The sequence below is a fragment of the Salmonella sp. A7 genome (genome assembly GCF_020181675.1).
GTDB classification, from domain to species: domain Bacteria; phylum Pseudomonadota; class Gammaproteobacteria; order Enterobacterales; family Enterobacteriaceae; genus Salmonella; species Salmonella enterica.
Genome location: NZ_CP084001.1, coordinates 1185273 through 1205385, shown reverse-complemented (window position 1 = coordinate 1205385; position 20113 = coordinate 1185273). Strand labels below are relative to the sequence as shown.

Below are 20113 nucleotides of genomic sequence, written 5' to 3'. Positions count from 1 at the left end.
GACCACTTTAACGGGTACTGATGTTATTATTGCTCGCTTATGTCGTCTGCATAGCACAGAGGACCCTTCAATGAACAGAGAAGAAATGCACTGTGATGTTGTCAAAATTTAAGCGTAATAAACATCAACAACACCTTGCCCAACTCCCTAAGATTTCTCAGTCAGTTGATGATGTAGATTTCTTTTATACTCCTGCTACTTTTCGGGAGACACTGCTGGAGAAAATCGCCAGCGCGACGCAGCGTATTTGTATCGTTGCCCTGTATCTGGAACAGGACGATGGGGGTAAAGGTATACTCGACGCGCTCTATGCGGCTAAACGGCAGCGTCCTGAACTGGACGTGAGGGTGCTGGTCGACTGGCATCGCGCGCAACGCGGGCGCATTGGCGCAGCAGCCTCGAATACCAATGCAGACTGGTATTGCCGACTGGCGCAGGAAAACCCCGGCATTGATGTCCCGGTTTACGGCGTACCGATTAATACGCGAGAAGCGCTTGGCGTACTGCATTTTAAAGGCTTTATCATTGATGATAGCGTCCTGTACAGCGGCGCCAGCCTGAACGATGTCTATCTCCATCAGCATGACAAATATCGCTACGATCGCTACCAGCTGATTCGCAATCGGCAAATGGCAGACATCATGTTTGACTGGGTGACGCAAAATCTGATGAATGGCCGTGGTGTGAATCGTCTGGATAATACCCAGCGTCCGAAAAGCCCGGAGATTAAAAACGATATCCGCTTATACCGTCAGGAGCTGCGTGATGCGTCATATCATTTTCAGGGTGACGCTAATGACGAGCAACTCTCCGTTACGCCGCTGGTCGGGCTTGGCAAATCCAGTCTGCTGAACAAAACCATTTTCCATCTCATGCCCTGTGCGGAGCATAAGCTCACCATTTGTACCCCTTACTTCAATCTACCAGCGGTACTGGTGCGGAATATTATTCAGCTACTGCGCGACGGAAAGAAAGTCGAAATCATTGTTGGCGATAAAACCGCGAATGATTTTTACATTCCGGAAGATGAACCGTTCAAGATCATTGGCGCGTTACCCTATCTCTATGAGATTAACCTGCGCCGCTTCCTGAGCCGTTTACAGTATTACGTCAATACCGATCAGCTTGTGGTGCGTCTGTGGAAAGATGACGACAATACCTATCATTTGAAAGGGATGTGGGTAGATGATAAATGGATGCTACTCACCGGCAACAATCTGAATCCTCGCGCCTGGCGTCTGGATCTGGAAAACGCCATTCTGATCCACGATCCTAAGCAAGAGCTTGCCCCTCAGCGGGAAAAAGAGCTGGAACTTATCCGAACGCACACAACCATCGTAAAACATTATCGTGACCTGCAGAGCATTGCCGACTATCCGATAAAAGTGCGTAAATTGATTCGCCGTCTGCGCCGGATCCGCATCGACAGATTAATTAGCCGTATCCTGTAATCGAAGCCCCGTCCTGTACGGGGTTTTCTCTTAGGAGTGAACTGGTGCGCGTGTTGATTCCTTTTACGGTGTTGTTTCTCTCCGGGTGCAGCCATCTGGCTAACGACCGCTGGAGCGGTCAGGATAAAGCCCAGCATTTTATGGCATCAGCGATGCTATCGGCAGCCGGTAATGAGTATGCGCGTCGCCAGGGAGTAAGCCCTGACCGCAGCGCAGCGATAGGGCTGATGTTTTCTTTGAGTCTCGGAGCCTCAAAAGAACTCTGGGACAGCCGCCCGGAAGGCAGCGGCTGGAGCTGGAAAGATTTTGTCTGGGATGTCGCTGGCGCGACAACCGGTTACGCTATCTGGCAAATGGCGCAATACTAAAGGCGCAAGCCCTTTCCTTTACGGTGCAACATCAGCGAAACCAGGAAAGCCAGAACGGCCATCGCGGTAACATACCAGAAGAATGAACTCTCCATACCGACAGATTTTAGCGACAGCGCGACATATTCCGCAGAGCCGCCAAATAACGCGTTTGCTACCGCGTAAGATAAACCGACGCCCAGGGCGCGAACCTGCGCCGGAAACATCTCCGCTTTCAGGATCCCGCTAATCGAGGTATAGAAACTCACAATCAATAGCGCGCACATCACTAAAGCAAATGCGGCATAAGGCGACGTCACATTCTGCAACGCGGAGAGAATTGGAACGGTGAAAAGCGTCGCGAGCGCGCCAAAACATAGCATAGAAGTGCGCCTGCCAATCTTATCGGATAACGCGCCGAATAACGGCTGCACCAACATGAAAACACACAGCGCGACCGTCATAATGCCGCTGGCGACATTGGCATGCATACCTGCTGTATTTACCAGATATTTCTGCATATAGGTGGTGAAAGTATAAAAGCACAGCGAGCCTGCCGCGGTGAAACCAAGCACCATCAAAAAGGCTTTGCGATTACGCCACAAACCTTTCAACGAACCGGCTTCTTTTAACGCGCGAGTCTCATGCTTCGAGGTTTCATCCAGCTGGCGACGTAGCCATAATGCCACAACCGCCAGCACGGCGCCCAACGCAAAGGGAATACGCCATCCCCAGGCACGAAGCTCAGCATCCTCCAGAACCTGCTGCAAAATCACAACGACCAGCAATGCCAGTAGTTGGCCACCGATAAGCGTAACGTACTGAAACGAGGCGAAAAATCCCTTACGACCTTCAAGCGCAACTTCACTCATATATGTCGCGCTGGTCCCATACTCTCCCCCTACCGAGAGCCCCTGAAATAACCTTGCAATAAGTAGCAGCGCCGGTGCCCAGGTGCCGATGGTATCGTAACCAGGTAAGCAGGCAATCACCAGCGACCCCATGCACATCATGCACACCGAAATCAACATTGAGGCTTTGCGCCCGCGTCGATCGGCAATGCGTCCAAACAGCCAACCACCGATAGGTCGCATTAAAAAACCGGCGGCAAAGACGCCTGCCGTTTGCAAAAGCTGAGTGGTGGTATTACCAGAAGGAAAGAAGATATGTGCAAAATAGAGCGAGCAGAAAGAGTAGACGTAGAAATCAAACCATTCCACTAAGTTTCCGGAAGATGCCCCCACGATAGCCCATATGCGTCGCCGCATCTCCGGAGCCTCAGCGTTGTTTTTATCTATACGCTGAATAATTTCTGCCATACTGTTCTCCTTGTTGCCAGGCTTAATCGGCCTTTTATTTTGGAGATTCAGATTACGCGAGACCAAAAAGTAAATAAAGTGTTAATTATTTGTTTGCTAATTTTTATCCCCACCGTGCCTGATGCTGGCGTTTCCGTTTCAGATAGTCTTCGTCCTGACGAATTTTATCCCACCAACCTTTGAAAACCGTTGCCGCCGCGGCCTTAATAGGATCATTACCCCGTGTATTCAGGCTGCCGTCTTCTGCATACTTTTTACCGCCTTTATAGTTAGCGTATCGCCTGGCGCGGGTGTATCCCATCTGAATAAATTTACGCGCCATGTCCATACCAACGAAATCATCCTGCTGCCGGTAAGCTTCGAACAACTGGTAGATCTGCTCTGCGGATTTCATCGCCGATGCTTCATCTTTATAGCGCCAGAAAGGAAGAATTTCGCTTTTGTAGGGTTCAACCAGTAGCACCCCCTGCTCGCCTCGTCCAACCTGATACAATTCAGGCTGCTGGCGGAAGTCGATGCTGGAAAAGTCTTGCTGGTAGTTAAAAGGTTTGATAGCCAATGAAAATCCTCACTGCTTATATAAGCACGTGTAAAGGATAGTTCATCGTTAACGATTGGGTGGGTTGTGCTCTTATCGGTTCTACAAGAACACCAGCTTCGTAGGCGGGATAATTCCTGTGGGCCGAATAAGGCGGAGCCGCCATCCGGCAGAAACAGACAAAAACAAAAGGCCCTGTCTTCCGACAGGGCCTTTTGTTTTATTTGATGCCTGGCAGTTCCCTACTCTCGCATGGGGAGACCCCACACTACCATCGGCGCTACGGCGTTTCACTTCTGAGTTCGGCATGGGGTCAGGTGGGACCACCGCGCTAATGCCGCCAGGCAAATTCTTTTATGCTCAGTACGCAATTCTTTATCACATCAGCGGCGTTGCCTGCGCTCGCAAAGTCAGTCACATACTTCTGTATGCTCCTTCCTTTCCTTCGCTTGCCGCCTTGCTGCTGCGCAAATTATTGCGTACTCAACTCTGAATCAGTGCTGAAAATCATCTCTCAACCGCCAAAACATCTTCGGCGTTGTAAGGTTAAGCCTCACGGTTCATTAGTACCGGTTAGCTCAACGCATCGCTGCGCTTACACACCCGGCCTATCAACGTCGTCGTCTTCAACGTTCCTTCAGGAGACTCTAAGTCTCAGGGAGAACTCATCTCGGGGCAAGTTTCGTGCTTAGATGCTTTCAGCACTTATCTCTTCCGCATTTAGCTACCGGGCAGTGCCATTGGCATGACAACCCGAACACCAGTGATGCGTCCACTCCGGTCCTCTCGTACTAGGAGCAGCCCCCCTCAGTTCTCCAGCGCCCACGGCAGATAGGGACCGAACTGTCTCACGACGTTCTAAACCCAGCTCGCGTACCACTTTAAATGGCGAACAGCCATACCCTTGGGACCTACTTCAGCCCCAGGATGTGATGAGCCGACATCGAGGTGCCAAACACCGCCGTCGATATGAACTCTTGGGCGGTATCAGCCTGTTATCCCCGGAGTACCTTTTATCCGTTGAGCGATGGCCCTTCCATTCAGAACCACCGGATCACTATGACCTGCTTTCGCACCTGCTCGCGCCGTCACGCTCGCAGTCAAGCTGGCTTATGCCATTGCACTAACCTCCTGATGTCCGACCAGGATTAGCCAACCTTCGTGCTCCTCCGTTACTCTTTAGGAGGAGACCGCCCCAGTCAAACTACCCACCAGACACTGTCCGCAACCCGGATCACGGGTCCACGTTAGAACATCAAACATTAAAGGGTGGTATTTCAAGGTCGGCTCCATGCAGACTGGCGTCCACACTTCAAAGCCTCCCACCTATCCTACACATCAAGGCTCAATGTTCAGTGTCAAGCTATAGTAAAGGTTCACGGGGTCTTTCCGTCTTGCCGCGGGTACACTGCATCTTCACAGCGAGTTCAATTTCACTGAGTCTCGGGTGGAGACAGCCTGGCCATCATTACGCCATTCGTGCAGGTCGGAACTTACCCGACAAGGAATTTCGCTACCTTAGGACCGTTATAGTTACGGCCGCCGTTTACCGGGGCTTCGATCAGGAGCTTCGCTTGCGCTGACCCCATCAATTAACCTTCCGGCACCGGGCAGGCGTCACACCGTATACGTCCACTTTCGTGTTTGCACAGTGCTGTGTTTTTAATAAACAGTTGCAGCCAGCTGGTATCTTCGACTGACTTCAGCTCCATGAGTAAATCACTTCACCTACGTGTCAGCGTGCCTTCTCCCGAAGTTACGGCACCATTTTGCCTAGTTCCTTCACCCGAGTTCTCTCAAGCGCCTTGGTATTCTCTACCTGACCACCTGTGTCGGTTTGGGGTACGATTTGATGTTACCTGATGCTTAGAGGCTTTTCCTGGAAGCAGGGCATTTGTTGCTTCAGCACCGTAGTGCCTCGTCGTCACGCCTCAGCCTTGATTTTCCGGATTTGCCTGGAAAACCAGCCTACACGCTTAAACCGGGACAACCGTCGCCCGGCCAACATAGCCTTCTCCGTCCCCCCTTCGCAGTAACACCAAGTACGGGAATATTAACCCGTTTCCCATCGACTACGCCTTTCGGCCTCGCCTTAGGGGTCGACTCACCCTGCCCCGATTAACGTTGGACAGGAACCCTTGGTCTTCCGGCGAGCGGGCTTTTCACCCGCTTTATCGTTACTTATGTCAGCATTCGCACTTCTGATACCTCCAGCAACCCTCACAGGCCACCTTCGCAGGCTTACAGAACGCTCCCCTACCCAACAACACCTGAGTGTCGCTGCCGCAGCTTCGGTGCATGGTTTAGCCCCGTTACATCTTCCGCGCAGGCCGACTCGACCAGTGAGCTATTACGCTTTCTTTAAATGATGGCTGCTTCTAAGCCAACATCCTGGCTGTCTGGGCCTTCCCACATCGTTTCCCACTTAACCATGACTTTGGGACCTTAGCTGGCGGTCTGGGTTGTTTCCCTCTTCACGACGGACGTTAGCACCCGCCGTGTGTCTCCCGTGATAACATTCTCCGGTATTCGCAGTTTGCATCGGGTTGGTAAGCCGGGATGGCCCCCTAGCCGAAACAGTGCTCTACCCCCGGAGATGAATTCACGAGGCGCTACCTAAATAGCTTTCGGGGAGAACCAGCTATCTCCCGGTTTGATTGGCCTTTCACCCCCAGCCACAGGTCATCCGCTAATTTTTCAACATTAGTCGGTTCGGTCCTCCAGTTAGTGTTACCCAACCTTCAACCTGCCCATGGCTAGATCACCGGGTTTCGGGTCTATACCCTGCAACTTAACGCCCGGTTAAGACTCGGTTTCCCTCCGGCTCCCCTATTCGGTTAACCTTGCTACAGAATATAAGTCGCTGACCCATTATACAAAAGGTACGCAGTCACCCCACCACTAAGCCCCCTCTGCTTCTTTTGAGGTTGAACGTCGCTTTCGCTCCGTTAACCGTATCCTCAGCAAAGGATGCGTATGTGGAGTTCACCACTGGCTTAGTGGTGGGGCTCCCACTGCTTGTACGTACACGGTTTCAGGTTCTTTTTCACTCCCCTCGCCGGGGTTCTTTTCGCCTTTCCCTCACGGTACTGGTTCACTATCGGTCAGTCAGGAGTATTTAGCCTTGGAGGATGGTCCCCCCATATTCAGACAGGATACCACGTGTCCCGCCCTACTCATCGAGCTCACAGCACATGCGCTTTTGTGTACGGGGCTGTCACCCTGTATCGCGCGCCTTTCCAGACGCTTCCACTAACACACATGCTGATTCAGGCTCTGGGCTCCTCCCCGTTCGCTCGCCGCTACTGGGGGAATCTCGGTTGATTTCTTTTCCTCGGGGTACTTAGATGTTTCAGTTCCCCCGGTTCGCCTCATTAACCTATGGATTCAGTTAATGATAGTGTGACGAGTCACACTGGGTTTCCCCATTCGGGTATCGCCGGTTATAACGGTTCATATCACCTTACCGGCGCTTATCGCAGATTAGCACGCCCTTCATCGCCTCTGACTGCCAGGGCATCCACCGTGTACGCTTAGTCGCTTAACCTCACAACCCGAAGATGTTTCTTACGATTCATCATCGTGTTGCGAAAATTTGAGAGACTCACGAACAACTTTCGTTGTTCTGTGTTTCAATTTTCAGCTTGATCCAGATTTTTAAAGAGCAAATATCTCAAACGTGACTCGTAAGTCAGTTTTGAGATACTGATGGCAACGCCTTTCACACATTACCGCGCAAGTGGCGTCCCCTAGGGGATTCGAACCCCTGTTACCGCCGTGAAAGGGCGGTGTCCTGGGCCTCTAGACGAAGGGGACACTGAAGTCTCAATCGCAAGACGCCTTGCTATTCACTTTTCATCAGACAATCTGTGTGAGCACTTCAAAGACCGTTTCTTTAAGGTAAGGAGGTGATCCAACCGCAGGTTCCCCTACGGTTACCTTGTTACGACTTCACCCCAGTCATGAATCACAAAGTGGTAAGCGCCCTCCCGAAGGTTAAGCTACCTACTTCTTTTGCAACCCACTCCCATGGTGTGACGGGCGGTGTGTACAAGGCCCGGGAACGTATTCACCGTGGCATTCTGATCCACGATTACTAGCGATTCCGACTTCATGGAGTCGAGTTGCAGACTCCAATCCGGACTACGACGCACTTTATGAGGTCCGCTTGCTCTCGCGAGGTCGCTTCTCTTTGTATGCGCCATTGTAGCACGTGTGTAGCCCTGGTCGTAAGGGCCATGATGACTTGACGTCATCCCCACCTTCCTCCAGTTTATCACTGGCAGTCTCCTTTGAGTTCCCGGCCGGACCGCTGGCAACAAAGGATAAGGGTTGCGCTCGTTGCGGGACTTAACCCAACATTTCACAACACGAGCTGACGACAGCCATGCAGCACCTGTCTCACAGTTCCCGAAGGCACCAATCCATCTCTGGAAAGTTCTGTGGATGTCAAGACCAGGTAAGGTTCTTCGCGTTGCATCGAATTAAACCACATGCTCCACCGCTTGTGCGGGCCCCCGTCAATTCATTTGAGTTTTAACCTTGCGGCCGTACTCCCCAGGCGGTCTACTTAACGCGTTAGCTCCGGAAGCCACGCCTCAAGGGCACAACCTCCAAGTAGACATCGTTTACGGCGTGGACTACCAGGGTATCTAATCCTGTTTGCTCCCCACGCTTTCGCACCTGAGCGTCAGTCTTTGTCCAGGGGGCCGCCTTCGCCACCGGTATTCCTCCAGATCTCTACGCATTTCACCGCTACACCTGGAATTCTACCCCCCTCTACAAGACTCAAGCCTGCCAGTTTCGAATGCAGTTCCCAGGTTGAGCCCGGGGATTTCACATCCGACTTGACAGACCGCCTGCGTGCGCTTTACGCCCAGTAATTCCGATTAACGCTTGCACCCTCCGTATTACCGCGGCTGCTGGCACGGAGTTAGCCGGTGCTTCTTCTGCGGGTAACGTCAATTGCTGCGGTTATTAACCACAACACCTTCCTCCCCGCTGAAAGTACTTTACAACCCGAAGGCCTTCTTCATACACGCGGCATGGCTGCATCAGGCTTGCGCCCATTGTGCAATATTCCCCACTGCTGCCTCCCGTAGGAGTCTGGACCGTGTCTCAGTTCCAGTGTGGCTGGTCATCCTCTCAGACCAGCTAGGGATCGTCGCCTTGGTGAGCCGTTACCTCACCAACAAGCTAATCCCATCTGGGCACATCTGATGGCAAGAGGCCCGAAGGTCCCCCTCTTTGGTCTTGCGACGTTATGCGGTATTAGCCACCGTTTCCAGTAGTTATCCCCCTCCATCAGGCAGTTTCCCAGACATTACTCACCCGTCCGCCACTCGTCAGCAAAGCAGCAAGCTGCTTCCTGTTACCGTTCGACTTGCATGTGTTAGGCCTGCCGCCAGCGTTCAATCTGAGCCATGATCAAACTCTTCAATTTAAAAGTTTGATGCTCAAAGAATTAAACTTCGTAATGAATTACGTGTTCACTCTTGAGACTTGGTATTCATTTTTCGTCCGAGGACGTTAAGAATCCGTATCTTCGAGTGCCCACACAGATTGTCTGATAAATTGTTAAAGAGCAGGTGCGACGCGGCTTTCAGCTCACCGTCGCGAGGTGGCGTATATTACGCTTTCCTCTTTTTGAGTCAAGCCTTTATTTTCGCTTTCCTCACAGACTTCTTAACGAAGCCTTTCTGACCAGGCGGCCTGTATGCCGTTGTTCCGTGTCAGTGGTGGCGCATTATAGGGAGTTATTAGAGCCTGACAAGACCTAAATGCAAAAAAAAGCTCAACCGTTCACTTTTCAAACAACATTTGAACCAAAAGCCTATTTTCGCCTGGTTTTTAAACAAAAACGAGCCCGTCAGGGCCCGTTTTATTCAAATTTGTGACTTACTGCACTGCCACAATACGATCATCATTGGCTTCAAGGCGAATCACTTTGCCAGGAACCAGTTCACCAGACAGGATTTGCTGCGCCAGTGGGTTTTCGATCTGCTGTTGAATAGCACGTTTTAACGGACGCGCCCCGTAGACCGGATCGTAACCGTTGGCGCTCAACAGTTTCAGCGCCTCGTCGGAGATATGGATTTCATAACCACGTTCTTCCAGACGTTTGTACAGACGCTGCAGCTGGATCTGAGCAATAGAAGCGATGTGTTGTTCACCTAACGGATGGAATACCACAACTTCATCAATACGGTTGATAAATTCCGGACGGAAGTTTTGGCTAACCACACCCAGCACCATCTCTTTCATTCGACCGTAATCCAGTTCGCCAAAGCGCTCCTGAATGAGATCGGAACCGAGGTTAGAAGTCATAATGACCACCGTATTACGGAAGTCGACCGTTCTCCCCTGCCCGTCAGTCAGTCGACCGTCGTCCAGCACCTGCAACAGAATGTTGAATACATCCGGATGCGCTTTTTCCACTTCATCCAACAAGATGACGGAATAAGGGCGACGGCGCACCGCTTCCGTCAAATAACCGCCTTCTTCATAGCCGACATATCCCGGAGGCGCCCCGACCAAACGAGACACGGAGTGTTTCTCCATAAACTCAGACATGTCGATACGCACCATCGCGTCGTCGCTGTCAAACATAAAGTTAGCCAGCGCTTTACACAGTTCGGTTTTACCGACCCCCGTCGGCCCAAGGAACAAGAAGGAACCAATCGGACGATTCGGATCGGACAGCCCCGCGCGGCTACGACGTATGGCGTTCGATACTGCTTCAACGGCTTCATTCTGCCCGATCACACGGCTGTGTAACTCTTGTTCCATACGCAACAGTTTTTCACGTTCGCCTTCCAGCATTCTGGCGACCGGAATACCGGTCCAGCGCGCCAGCACTTCGGCAATTTCCGCATCCGTTACTTTGTTACGTAACAGACGCATGGTTTTACCTTCCGACTGGGTCGCGGCTTCCAACTGTTTTTCCAGCTCCGGAATTTTGCCGTACTGCAGTTCAGACATTCGCGCCAGATCGCCCACACGACGCGCCTGCTCAATGGCGATCTTCGCCTGCTCCAGCTCCGCTTTAATAGTTTGCGTACCAGAGAGCGACGCTTTTTCCGCTTTCCACTCTTCTTCTAACTCAGAGTACTGGCGCTCTTTATCGTCCAGTTCTTCATTCAGCATATCGAGACGTTTTTTACTCGCCTCGTCAGACTCTTTCATCAACGCCTGCTGTTCCAGTTTGAGCTGAATAATGCGGCGGTCGAGCCTGTCCAGCTCCTCCGGCTTAGAGTCAATCTGCATACGAATGCTGGATGCCGCTTCATCGATGAGGTCGATAGCTTTATCCGGCAACTGACGGTCGGCGATATAGCGGTGAGACAATGTTGCCGCCGCCACAATCGCCGGGTCAGTGATCTGCACATGGTGGTGCAGCTCGTAACGTTCTTTCAGGCCACGCAGAATAGCAATGGTGTCTTCCACTGAAGGTTCTGCGACAAACACTTTTTGAAAACGACGTTCCAGCGCCGCGTCTTTTTCAATGTACTGACGGTATTCATCCAGCGTGGTGGCGCCCACACAGTGCAGTTCACCACGCGCCAGCGCCGGTTTCAGCATATTCCCGGCGTCCATTGCGCCATCGGCCTTACCTGCGCCAACCATGGTGTGCAGCTCGTCAATAAACAGAATGACGTTGCCTTCCTGTTTCGCCAGATCGTTCAGCACGCCTTTCAGACGCTCTTCAAATTCGCCGCGATATTTCGCTCCGGCCACCAGTGCGCCCATATCCAGCGCCAGTACGCGGCGACCTTTTAAGCCTTCAGGGACTTCACCATTAATAATGCGCTGCGCCAGCCCTTCAACAATTGCCGTTTTACCGACCCCTGGCTCACCGATTAACACTGGGTTGTTTTTAGTACGACGTTGCAGCACCTGAATGGTGCGGCGAATTTCTTCATCACGACCGATAACCGGATCGAGCTTGCCCTGTTCGGCGCGCTCGGTCAGATCGACGGTATATTTTTTCAAGGCCTGACGTTGGTCTTCAGCCCCTTGATCGTTCACGCTTTCACCTCCGCGCATCTGTTCAATTGCCTGAGTGATATTGGCCGTGGTCGCACCGGCTGATTTCAGCAGATCGGTTAACGTGCCGCGAGACTCAAGCGCCGCCAGAACAAACAGCTCTGACGAAATAAAATTGTCCCCCCGTTTTTGCGCCAGCTTGTCGCAAAGGTTCAGTACGCGTACCAGTTCCGAAGAAGGCTGTACGTCGCCGCCGGTGCCTTCCACCTGCGGTAAACGGCTCAGCGCCTGATCGATAGCGGTGCGCAACTGGCCAGCATTAATGCCGGCGGAGGTTAATAAAGGACGTATCGATCCCCCTTCCTGGTTCAGCAAGGCGCTCATTAAATGAAGTGGTTCGATGAATTGATTGTCGTGCCCCAGCGCAAGCGACTGGGCATCGGCAAGAGCAAGCTGGAATTTATTAGTAAGACGATCCAGACGCATAACTCCTCCCATAACAGGTCAAAATTGCTACTGGAGATTAAATGAGGTCATCCCTCAATTATTCAAGGTGAATGACCTGAATTATGTGAAAAGAAAGTTACCCGTACCGGATCGTCTTGATTCTTTAGGTTATATCAGCCAAATAAAACTTGCCATACGACCTGTCGTCTTGTCGCGACGATAAGAGAAGAAAGTCTCACTTTCGCTAAAGGTGCAGCGATCCCCGCCATAGACATGTTCAACGCCGGTATTCGCCAGACGTTGGCGTGCAAGCTGATAAATATCCGCCAGAAATTTTTCCCCGTGCGGCAAAAATGCGCTATCGGCTTGCGCATCTTTTGCTAAAAATGCGTCACGCACTTCCGGCCCCACTTCAAACGCGGTCGGGCCGATCGCCGGACCTAACCAGGCGATGATATTTTCTGGTTTGTCAGCAAAGCAGGTGACAGTTTCCTCCAGTACGCCTTCACATAATCCGCGCCAGCCCGCATGAGCCGCCGCCACTTCTGTTCCCTCACGGTTACAGAATAGCACAGGCAGGCAGTCTGCCGTCATTACCGCGCAGACGGTTCCTGGCGTATTGCTGTAAGACGCATCCGCACGTTTGGAGGCATAAGGTTCCCCGGTAAGCCTCAACACATTTTTACCGTGAACCTGTTCAAGCCAGACAGGTTTCGAAGGCAGATTGCCCGCCGCAAACAGACGCTTGCGGTTCTCTTCAACATGCTCCGGGTTATCGCCGCAATGCGCGCCCAGATTCAGCGAGTCGTAAGGCGGTAAACTCACCCCGCCAATACGGGTAGAACTACAGGCTGCGACGCCTTTCGGCAGCGGCCACTGCGGGACAATCAGTGCATTCATAACCAGTCCACATCATCTTTATGATCTTCGAAATCGGCGCGCATCGCATCGATAAGGTCCACCATATCTTGGGGAATCGGCGCGTGCCACTCCATTTCGATACCCGATACAGGATGGTAGAGACGCAGCATCGTTGCATGAAGCGCCTGGCGGTCAAACTTACGCAGCGTGGAAATAAACTCTTCCGATGCGCCTTTCGGTGGACGTGGACGACCACCGTAGACCTGATCGCCCACTAACGGATGCGTAATATGCGCCATATGCACGCGGATCTGGTGCGTACGCCCGGTCTCCAGACGCAACCTAAGACGCGTGTGCACACGGAAATGTTCCATAATGCGGTAGTGGGTCACCGCCGGTTTGCCCATAGGATGCACCGACATATGGGTACGTTTGGTCGGGTGACGACTGATGGGTTCATTCACCGTTCCTCCCGCCGTCATATGTCCGATCGCGACCGCTTCATATTCGCGGGTGATCTCGCGCAGCTGCAAAGACTCCACCAGGCGCGTTTGCGCCGGAACGGTTTTGGCCACCACCATCAGCCCCGTCGTGTCCTTATCCAGACGATGCACAATGCCCGCGCGCGGAACATCCGCAATCGGCGGATAATAATGTAGCAACGCGTTCAGTACCGTACCGTCCGGGTTACCCGCGCCAGGATGTACCACCAGATCGCGTGGTTTGTTGATAACCAGAATATCGTCATCTTCATAAACAATATCTAACGGGATATCCTGCGCTTCAAAACGAATCTCTTCGTCGATCTCCGCATCAATAGCCACCCGCTCGCCGCCTAACACTTTTTCTTTTGGCTTATCGCAAAGTTGACCATTGACCAACACGCGCTGATTCAAAATCCATTCTTTTATACGCGAACGTGAATAATCCGGGAACATTTCGGCCAAAGCCTGATCTAAGCGTTGACCGAGTTGGTTTTCGGAGACCGTTGCGGTGAGTTGTACTCGTTGTGCCATATACAGCTTCTTCGTTTAACGTTGGGTTTTACGGCTTTGCCGTTTAATATAGTGTGCTATTGTAGCTGGTCTTAACCGGGAGCAGGAACAGAGAATCTCCCGTAAAACATTTTGAGGAAAGTCAAAACGTCATGACGCGCATGAAATATCTGGTGGCAGCAGCCACGTTGAGCCTGTTTCTGGCGGGTTGCTCGGGTTCAAAGGAAGAGGTGCCCGATAATCCGCCGAATGAAATCTACGCGACTGCTCAGCAAAAGCTGCAGGACGGTAACTGGAAACAGGCAATAACGCAATTGGAAGCGTTAGATAATCGTTATCCATTCGGACCGTATTCTCAGCAGGTGCAGTTGGATCTTATCTACGCCTATTACAAAAACGCCGATTTGCCGCTAGCGCAGGCCGCCATCGATCGTTTTATGCGTCTTAATCCAACGCACCCTAATATTGACTATGTCATGTACATGCGCGGCCTGACGAACATGGCGCTGGATGATAGCGCGCTGCAAGGTTTCTTTGGCGTCGATCGCAGCGATCGCGATCCGCAACATGCTCGGGCGGCGTTCAATGACTTTTCGAAACTGGTACGCAGCTATCCTAATAGCCAGTACACCACCGATGCCACTAAGCGTCTGGTATTCCTGAAAGACCGTCTGGCGAAATATGAATATTCCGTCGCAGAGTACTATACCGCGCGCGGCGCATGGGTTGCGGTCGTAAACCGGGTAGAAGGTATGCTACGCAATTATCCTGATACGCAGGCCACGCGCGATGCGTTGCCGCTGATGGAAAACGCCTATCGTCAGATGCAGCTGAATGCGCAGGCTGACAAAGTCGCGAAAATTATTGCCGCTAACAGCAAAAACACCTGAAGCAATACCAACAAGCAAAACGGCAGCCTTCCGGCTGCCGTTTTTTTATTCGGTATCTGATGCAACAGAAATGATTTCACTGCAACGCATCCAGTCAAATATGGCCTGCTTTCAGGCATTCCTCAAGTAAAAGATCGCTTCTTCCTGCGATGCCTCACAAAAAGTTCGCCTTGACAAAAAGTGACAAAATAATGTGATTTACATCACACATTTTGACATTAAGAACGGTATGCTGGAATCACCAAGACGGGAAAGACAAGAGGTAAAATTTATGACAATGAACATTACCAGTAAACAAATGGAAATTACTCCGGCAATCCGCCAACATGTCGCAGACCGTCTCGCCAAACTGGAAAAATGGCAAACTCACCTGATTAATCCTCATATCATTCTGTCTAAAGAGCCACAGGGCTTTATTGCTGACGCCACCATTAATACACCGAACGGACATCTGGTCGCCAGCGCAAAACACGAAGATATGTATACCGCTATTAATGAATTGATCAACAAGCTGGAACGGCAGCTCAATAAAGTGCAGCACAAAGGCGAAGCCCGTCGTGCCACCGCATCGGTGAAAGATGCCAGCTTCGTCGAAGCAGAAGAAGAGTAGTCCCTTACATTGAGTGTATCGCCAACGCGCCTTCGGGCGCGTTTTTTGTTGACAGGATTAAAACAGTACGAGTACTGTACTTACGTACACAAAGGAAACAGTTATGAAGCTAACCCGGTTTTTCTTCGCATTCTTTTTTATCTTCCCCTGACCGGGAGGCGTTTCGTCATGTGATAAAGAATGCGAAGACGAACAAGAAGGCCTCCCCCACCGGGAGGCCTTTTTTATTGATAACAAAAAAGGCAACACTATGACATCGGAAAACCCATTACTGGCGCTGCGAGATAAAATCAGCGCCTTAGACGAAGAGTTACTGGCCTTACTGGCAAAACGACGCGCGCTGGCGATTGAAGTGGGACAAGCAAAACTACTGTCGCATCGTCCGGTTCGGGATATCGATCGTGAACGCGCGCTGCTGGACAGGCTCATCCATCTCGGTAAAGCCCACCATCTCGACGCACACTACATTACCCGTCTGTTCCAGCTTATCATTGAAGACTCCGTGCTTACTCAGCAGGCGCTGCTGCAACAACATCTGAATAATACTCACCCTCATTCGGCACGTATTGCGTTTCTTGGGCCGAAAGGCTCCTATTCTCATCTCGCGGCGCGCCAGTATGCCGCACGTCATTTTGAGCAATTTATTGAGAGCGGTTGCGCAAAATTCACCGATATTTTTCATCAGGTCGAAACCGGCCAGGCCGATTACGCCGTGGTTCCGATAGAGAACACCAGCTCCGGCGCTATCAACGATGTGTACGACTTATTGCAACACACCAGTCTGTCAATTGTCGGTGAGATGACCGTCACTATCGATCACTGCGTGCTGGTTTCCGGCGCTACGGATCTGAATACCATCGAAACGGTGTACAGCCATCCGCAGCCGTTCCAGCAGTGCAGTAAATTTTTGAGCCGCTATCCGCACTGGAAAATCGACTATACCGAGAGTACGTCGGCCGCGATGGAAAAAGTCGCGCAGGCGAACTCTCCGCGCGTCGCGGCGCTCGGCAGCGAGGCAGGCGGCATGTTGCACGGTTTACAGGTGCTGGAACGCATCGCCGCAAACCAGACGCAGAATATCACCCGCTTTCTGGTACTGGCGCGCAAAGCCATCAACGTTTCCGATCAGGTTCCGGCAAAAACCACTCTGTTAATCGCCACCGGGCAGCAGGCTGGCGCGCTGGTCGAAGCGCTGCTGGTGCTGCGTAACCACAATCTCATCATGACGAAACTGGAGTCGCGCCCCATTCACGGCAATCCGTGGGAAGAGATGTTTTATCTCGATATTCAGGCGAACCTGGAGTCGCAGGTAATGCAAAGCGCGCTAAAAGAGCTGGGCGAGATCACGCGCTCAATGAAAGTGCTTGGCTGCTATCCCAGCGAAAACGTCGTGCCGGTAGAACCTGCCTGACGTTCAATAAAACGGCTTTTCTTCATCCCTGCGACGGCTACCTGCAGGGTGAAGATGGCGCCGGAGAGCGGATAATCCGCCACTTCCTGAGCAGACATATTTTCTCTGGTAGTTGTAATAAACAGCGTTTTCATATCTGCGCCGCCAAAGCAAACCATCGTCGGACAACGTACCGGCAACCGGTACTCTTCCAGCTGCTCTCCTTGCGGTGAGAAACGCGCCACGCGCCAGCCGTCAAACATCGCGCTCCAGTAGCACCCTTCACTATCCATCGCCGCGCCGTCGGGAAGTCCTTCTCCTTCGCCAAAATGGCGAAAAAGTTCACGCTTGCCCGGTTCGCCATGCTTATCAAGTAACGTGCGGTATATCACGCCATTCGGCGTATCGGAGGTATACATCCACTGGTTATCCGGGCTGAACGCCAGGCCGTTGTGTCCCTGGATATCGCACTGGATCACTTTTGCCGTCAGGTCATGATCGATCCGCATCAGCAACGCGCCATTATAGTCACCTGGCGCCCAGAACGTTCCGGCATAAAAACGTCCATCGCCATCAGTGCCGCCATCGTTGAAACGCGCCAGTTTCGTATTAGAGGGATTGTCGCAAACCTTACGCTGCAATAATCCATTTTTATCGGCCAGCCAGATAGCATGACGCATGGCCACAATAAATCCGCCCTGCTCACGCAAGGCAAAACAGCCCACTTCTTCCGGAAACGCCAGCACGCTATGCGTCCCGCTCGCCGAATGGTAACGATGGATCTCCTGTTCCAGGATATCGGTCCAATACAGCGCGCTTTCATCCTCGCTCCATGTGGGGCATTCTGGTAGATGTCCGACATAATCAAATAAAACGTGCGGTGTAGTCATAACGGTTCCTTAAACGAAAAAAGCCAGCAAAGCTGGCTTTTAGTATAGATGTCATCATTATGGTCGGCTGTCATTCGCCTGACGCAATAACACACGGCTTTCATTCTGGAAGCGTCTGGCATAATCGCCAAACCAGTGTTCAACTTTGCGAAAACTGTCGATAAAAGCCTGCTTATCGCCCTGTTCCAGTAACCCGATCGCATCGCCAAAACGTTTATAGTAACGCTTGATAAGCGCCAGATTGCGCTCCGACGACATAATAATGTCCGCATACAGTTGCGGGTCCTGGGCGAACAGACGCCCGACCATCGCCAGCTCCAGTCGATAAATCGGCGATGATAGCGCCAGAAGCTGCTCAAGCTGGACGTTCTCTTCCGCCAGATGCAGCCCATAAGCGAAGGTAGCAAAGTGGCGCAACGCCTGGATAAAAGCCATGTTCTGATCGTGCTCGACAGCGCTAATTCGGTGCAACCGCGCGCCCCACACCTGGATTTGCTCAAGGAACCACTGATACGCTTCCGGTTGACGCCCGTCACACCAGACCACCACCTGCTTCGCCAGGCTCCCGCTGTCCGGACCAAACATCGGATGCAAGCCCAACACGGGGCCATCATGGGCCGCCAACATTGCCTGCAACGGACCGCTTTTCACCGATGCCAGATCGACCAGAATACAGTCGGACGGCAGGGGCGGCAGTTGCGCTATGACCTGTTCAGTAACATGAATCGGCACGCTGACGATCACCATTCCGGCATCGGCGACAATGTCCCCGGCGCGCGGCCAGTCCTGTTGTTCCAGAATACGGACCTGATAGCCCGACAGCGTGAGCATTTTTTCAAACAGACGCCCCATCTGTCCGCCGCCACCCACAATGACGACCGGACGCAGAGAAGGACAAAGCGTTTTGAACCCCTTATCATTTTCGCTGGAGTAAGATTCACGCATTACCCGGCGCAGGACATCTTCAATGAGATCGGGCGGGACACCGATCGCTTCTGCTTCCGCCCGTCGTGAAGCCAGCATAGAGGCCTCACGCTCCGGCACGTAAATAGGCAGGCCAAAACGGCTTTTCACCTCGCCGACTTTGGCTACCAGTTCCAGGCGCTTAGCCAGTAAATTCAACAACGCTTTATCGACATCATCTATTTGATCGCGTAATGCGGTCAATTCAGCAACCATAACAACCTCTTATGCGACGCGCACCGCCAGCTGGCCGCTCAAATCTTTATGAATTTCACGTAACAGGGCATCGGTCATCTCCCAGCTAATACAAGCATCGGTGACGGAAACGCCATACTTCATTTCGCTGCGCGGCTGTTCGGAAGACTGATTACCCTCATGAATATTACTTTCAATCATTAAGCCAATGATTGAACGATTGCCATCTTTAATCTGCGCAACCACAGATTCGGCAACGGCTGGCTGGCGGCGATAATCTTTATTGGAGTTACCATGACTGCAATCTACCATCAGCGAAGGACGTAGTCCCGCCTGTTCCATCTCTTTTTCACACTGAGCGACATCTGCCGGGCTATAGTTTGGCGCTTTGCCGCCACGCAGAATTACATGGCCATGCGGATTTCCCTGGGTTTGCAATAACGCAACCTGACCGGCCTGGTTAATGCCAACAAAACGATGAGGTTGCGCAGCGGCGCGCATGGCGTTAATCGCTGTCGCCAGGCTGCCATCCGTGCCGTTTTTAAAGCCGACCGGCATAGAAAGACCAGACGCCATTTCGCGGTGGGTTTGCGATTCGGTTGTGCGCGCGCCTATCGCCGACCAGCTAAACAGATCGCCCAGGTATTGCGGGCTGTTCGGATCCAACGCTTCGGTCGCCAATGGCAACCCCATATTCACCAGTTCCACCAGTAGCTGACGCGCTATTTTCAACCCGGCTTCCACATCAAATGAGCCATCCATGTGAGGATCGTTAATCAGCCCTTTCCAGCCGACGGTAGTCCGCGGCTTTTCAAAATAGACGCGCATTACCAGATAGAGGCTATCGCTGACCTCTGCGGCAAGGGCTTTAAATCGACGGGCATATTCCAGAGCGGTTTCAGGATCGTGAATAGAACAAGGACCGCATACCACCAACAGACGCGGATCGCGCCCGGCAATAATGTCAGAAATGATTCCCCGGGACTGCGCTATCTGCGCTTCCTGCGCCAGACTCAACGGAAAGGCCGCTTTAAGCTGCTCCGGCGTCATTAATACCTGTTCATCGGTGATACGTACGTTATTCAGCGCGTCTTTTTGCATGATGGCGATCCTGTCTTTTCTTGTTTGCGATAGTTGATCCTCCACGAGGATGTTTAAACCATACCACAAAAAGTAAAGATTTCAATCCATATTACGTAAAATAAACTTTACACCATGCAAAATAGTCGAT

General features: G+C 52.0%; 14 protein-coding genes, 1 tRNA gene, 3 rRNA genes and 1 other annotated feature. Of the genes, 6 read left to right on the top strand and 12 right to left on the bottom strand.

The features are described from left to right. The first annotated feature begins 95 nt into the window (after positions 1–95). Both pssA and LCS67_RS05815 read left to right on the top strand, forming a co-directional pair. A complete protein-coding gene (gene pssA, locus LCS67_RS05820; protein ID WP_000949286.1) occupies positions 96–1451 on the top strand; it encodes a CDP-diacylglycerol--serine O-phosphatidyltransferase in 1356 nt (451 codons plus the stop codon). 44 nt (positions 1452–1495) lie between these two features. Continuing rightward, on the top strand, positions 1496–1819 hold the full coding sequence (locus LCS67_RS05815) for a YfiM family lipoprotein (RefSeq protein WP_001264480.1): 324 nt from the start codon (positions 1496–1498) through the stop codon (positions 1817–1819). Here the strand turns inward: LCS67_RS05815 and LCS67_RS05810 are convergent. The 9 genes from LCS67_RS05810 to rluD all read right to left on the bottom strand — a co-directional run bounded on the left by LCS67_RS05810 (position 1816) and on the right by rluD (position 13965). Next, the gene (locus LCS67_RS05810) at positions 1816–3117 is read right to left on the bottom strand and encodes an MFS transporter (protein ID WP_000807818.1); all 1302 of its coding nucleotides are present in this window, start codon (positions 3115–3117) and stop codon (positions 1816–1818) included. The two genes, LCS67_RS05815 and LCS67_RS05810, sit on opposite strands and share 4 nt — an antisense overlap. Before the next feature lie 103 nt (positions 3118–3220). Continuing rightward, on the bottom strand, positions 3221–3676 hold the full coding sequence (locus LCS67_RS05805; RefSeq protein WP_000985653.1) for a DUF4385 domain-containing protein: 456 nt from the start codon (positions 3674–3676) through the stop codon (positions 3221–3223). 208 nt (positions 3677–3884) lie between these two features. Then, positions 3885–4000 (bottom strand): 5S ribosomal RNA (rrf, locus tag LCS67_RS05800). Positions 4001–4197: 197 nt separating this feature from the next. After that, positions 4198–7202, bottom strand: a 23S ribosomal RNA gene (locus LCS67_RS05795). A 193-nt stretch (positions 7203–7395) separates the two neighbouring features. Then, positions 7396–7471 (bottom strand) — tRNA-Glu (locus tag LCS67_RS05790). An 85-nt stretch (positions 7472–7556) separates the two neighbouring features. Beyond that, a 16S ribosomal RNA gene (locus tag LCS67_RS05785) occupies positions 7557–9098 on the bottom strand. Together the 16S, 23S and 5S rRNA genes with 1 tRNA gene alongside form the textbook arrangement of a ribosomal RNA operon. A gap of 455 nt (positions 9099–9553) precedes the next feature. After that, complete coding sequence (clpB, locus tag LCS67_RS05780; RefSeq protein WP_001235092.1) at positions 9554–12127, bottom strand: ATP-dependent chaperone ClpB; 2574 nt, start codon at positions 12125–12127, stop codon at positions 9554–9556. A gap of 129 nt (positions 12128–12256) precedes the next feature. Then, entirely contained in the window at positions 12257–12988 is a 732-nt protein-coding gene (yfiH, locus tag LCS67_RS05775; protein ID WP_000992639.1) for a purine nucleoside phosphorylase YfiH, read from the bottom strand. Continuing rightward, positions 12985–13965 carry a 23S rRNA pseudouridine(1911/1915/1917) synthase RluD gene (gene rluD / locus LCS67_RS05770; protein ID WP_000079130.1) on the bottom strand — a complete coding sequence of 327 codons (981 nt, stop codon included), beginning with the start codon at positions 13963–13965 and terminating at the stop codon, positions 12985–12987. Before rluD ends, yfiH begins: the two co-directional genes overlap by 4 nt. Before the next feature lie 131 nt (positions 13966–14096). Between rluD and bamD the strand changes: the two genes are divergently transcribed. The 4 genes from bamD (at position 14097) to pheA (ending at position 16855) form a co-directional block, all read left to right on the top strand. Next, positions 14097–14834: an outer membrane protein assembly factor BamD gene (gene bamD, locus LCS67_RS05765; RefSeq protein ID WP_000197660.1), complete on the top strand. Its 738-nt coding sequence runs from the start codon at positions 14097–14099 to the stop codon at positions 14832–14834. A 271-nt stretch (positions 14835–15105) separates the two neighbouring features. Beyond that, complete coding sequence (gene raiA / locus LCS67_RS05760; protein ID WP_000178449.1) at positions 15106–15444, top strand: ribosome-associated translation inhibitor RaiA; 339 nt, start codon at positions 15106–15108, stop codon at positions 15442–15444. A 102-nt stretch (positions 15445–15546) separates the two neighbouring features. Then, positions 15547–15672 (top strand) — a sequence feature (Phe leader region). After that, positions 15548–15595: a pheA operon leader peptide PheL gene (gene pheL / locus LCS67_RS05755; protein ID WP_010989056.1), complete on the top strand. Its 48-nt coding sequence runs from the start codon at positions 15548–15550 to the stop codon at positions 15593–15595. It overlaps the preceding feature by 48 nt. A 22-nt stretch (positions 15673–15694) precedes the next feature. Then, the gene (pheA, locus tag LCS67_RS05750) at positions 15695–16855 is read left to right on the top strand and encodes a bifunctional chorismate mutase/prephenate dehydratase (RefSeq protein ID WP_000200080.1); all 1161 of its coding nucleotides are present in this window, start codon (positions 15695–15697) and stop codon (positions 16853–16855) included. On the opposite strand, the gene LCS67_RS05745 is transcribed toward pheA, so the two are convergent. Genes LCS67_RS05745 through aroF form a run of 3 tightly spaced genes read right to left on the bottom strand, consistent with a single transcriptional unit; the run spans position 16816 to position 19983 of the window. Further along, on the bottom strand, positions 16816–17724 hold the full coding sequence (locus tag LCS67_RS05745) for an SMP-30/gluconolactonase/LRE family protein (protein WP_031571256.1): 909 nt from the start codon (positions 17722–17724) through the stop codon (positions 16816–16818). The genes pheA and LCS67_RS05745 overlap by 40 nt on opposite strands. 57 nt (positions 17725–17781) lie before the next feature. After that, complete coding sequence (tyrA, locus tag LCS67_RS05740) at positions 17782–18903, bottom strand: bifunctional chorismate mutase/prephenate dehydrogenase (protein ID WP_000225187.1); 1122 nt, start codon at positions 18901–18903, stop codon at positions 17782–17784. 9 nt (positions 18904–18912) lie between these two features. Further along, on the bottom strand, positions 18913–19983 hold the full coding sequence (gene aroF / locus LCS67_RS05735; protein ID WP_001168062.1) for a 3-deoxy-7-phosphoheptulonate synthase AroF: 1071 nt from the start codon (positions 19981–19983) through the stop codon (positions 18913–18915). Positions 19984–20113 lie beyond the last annotated feature (130 nt).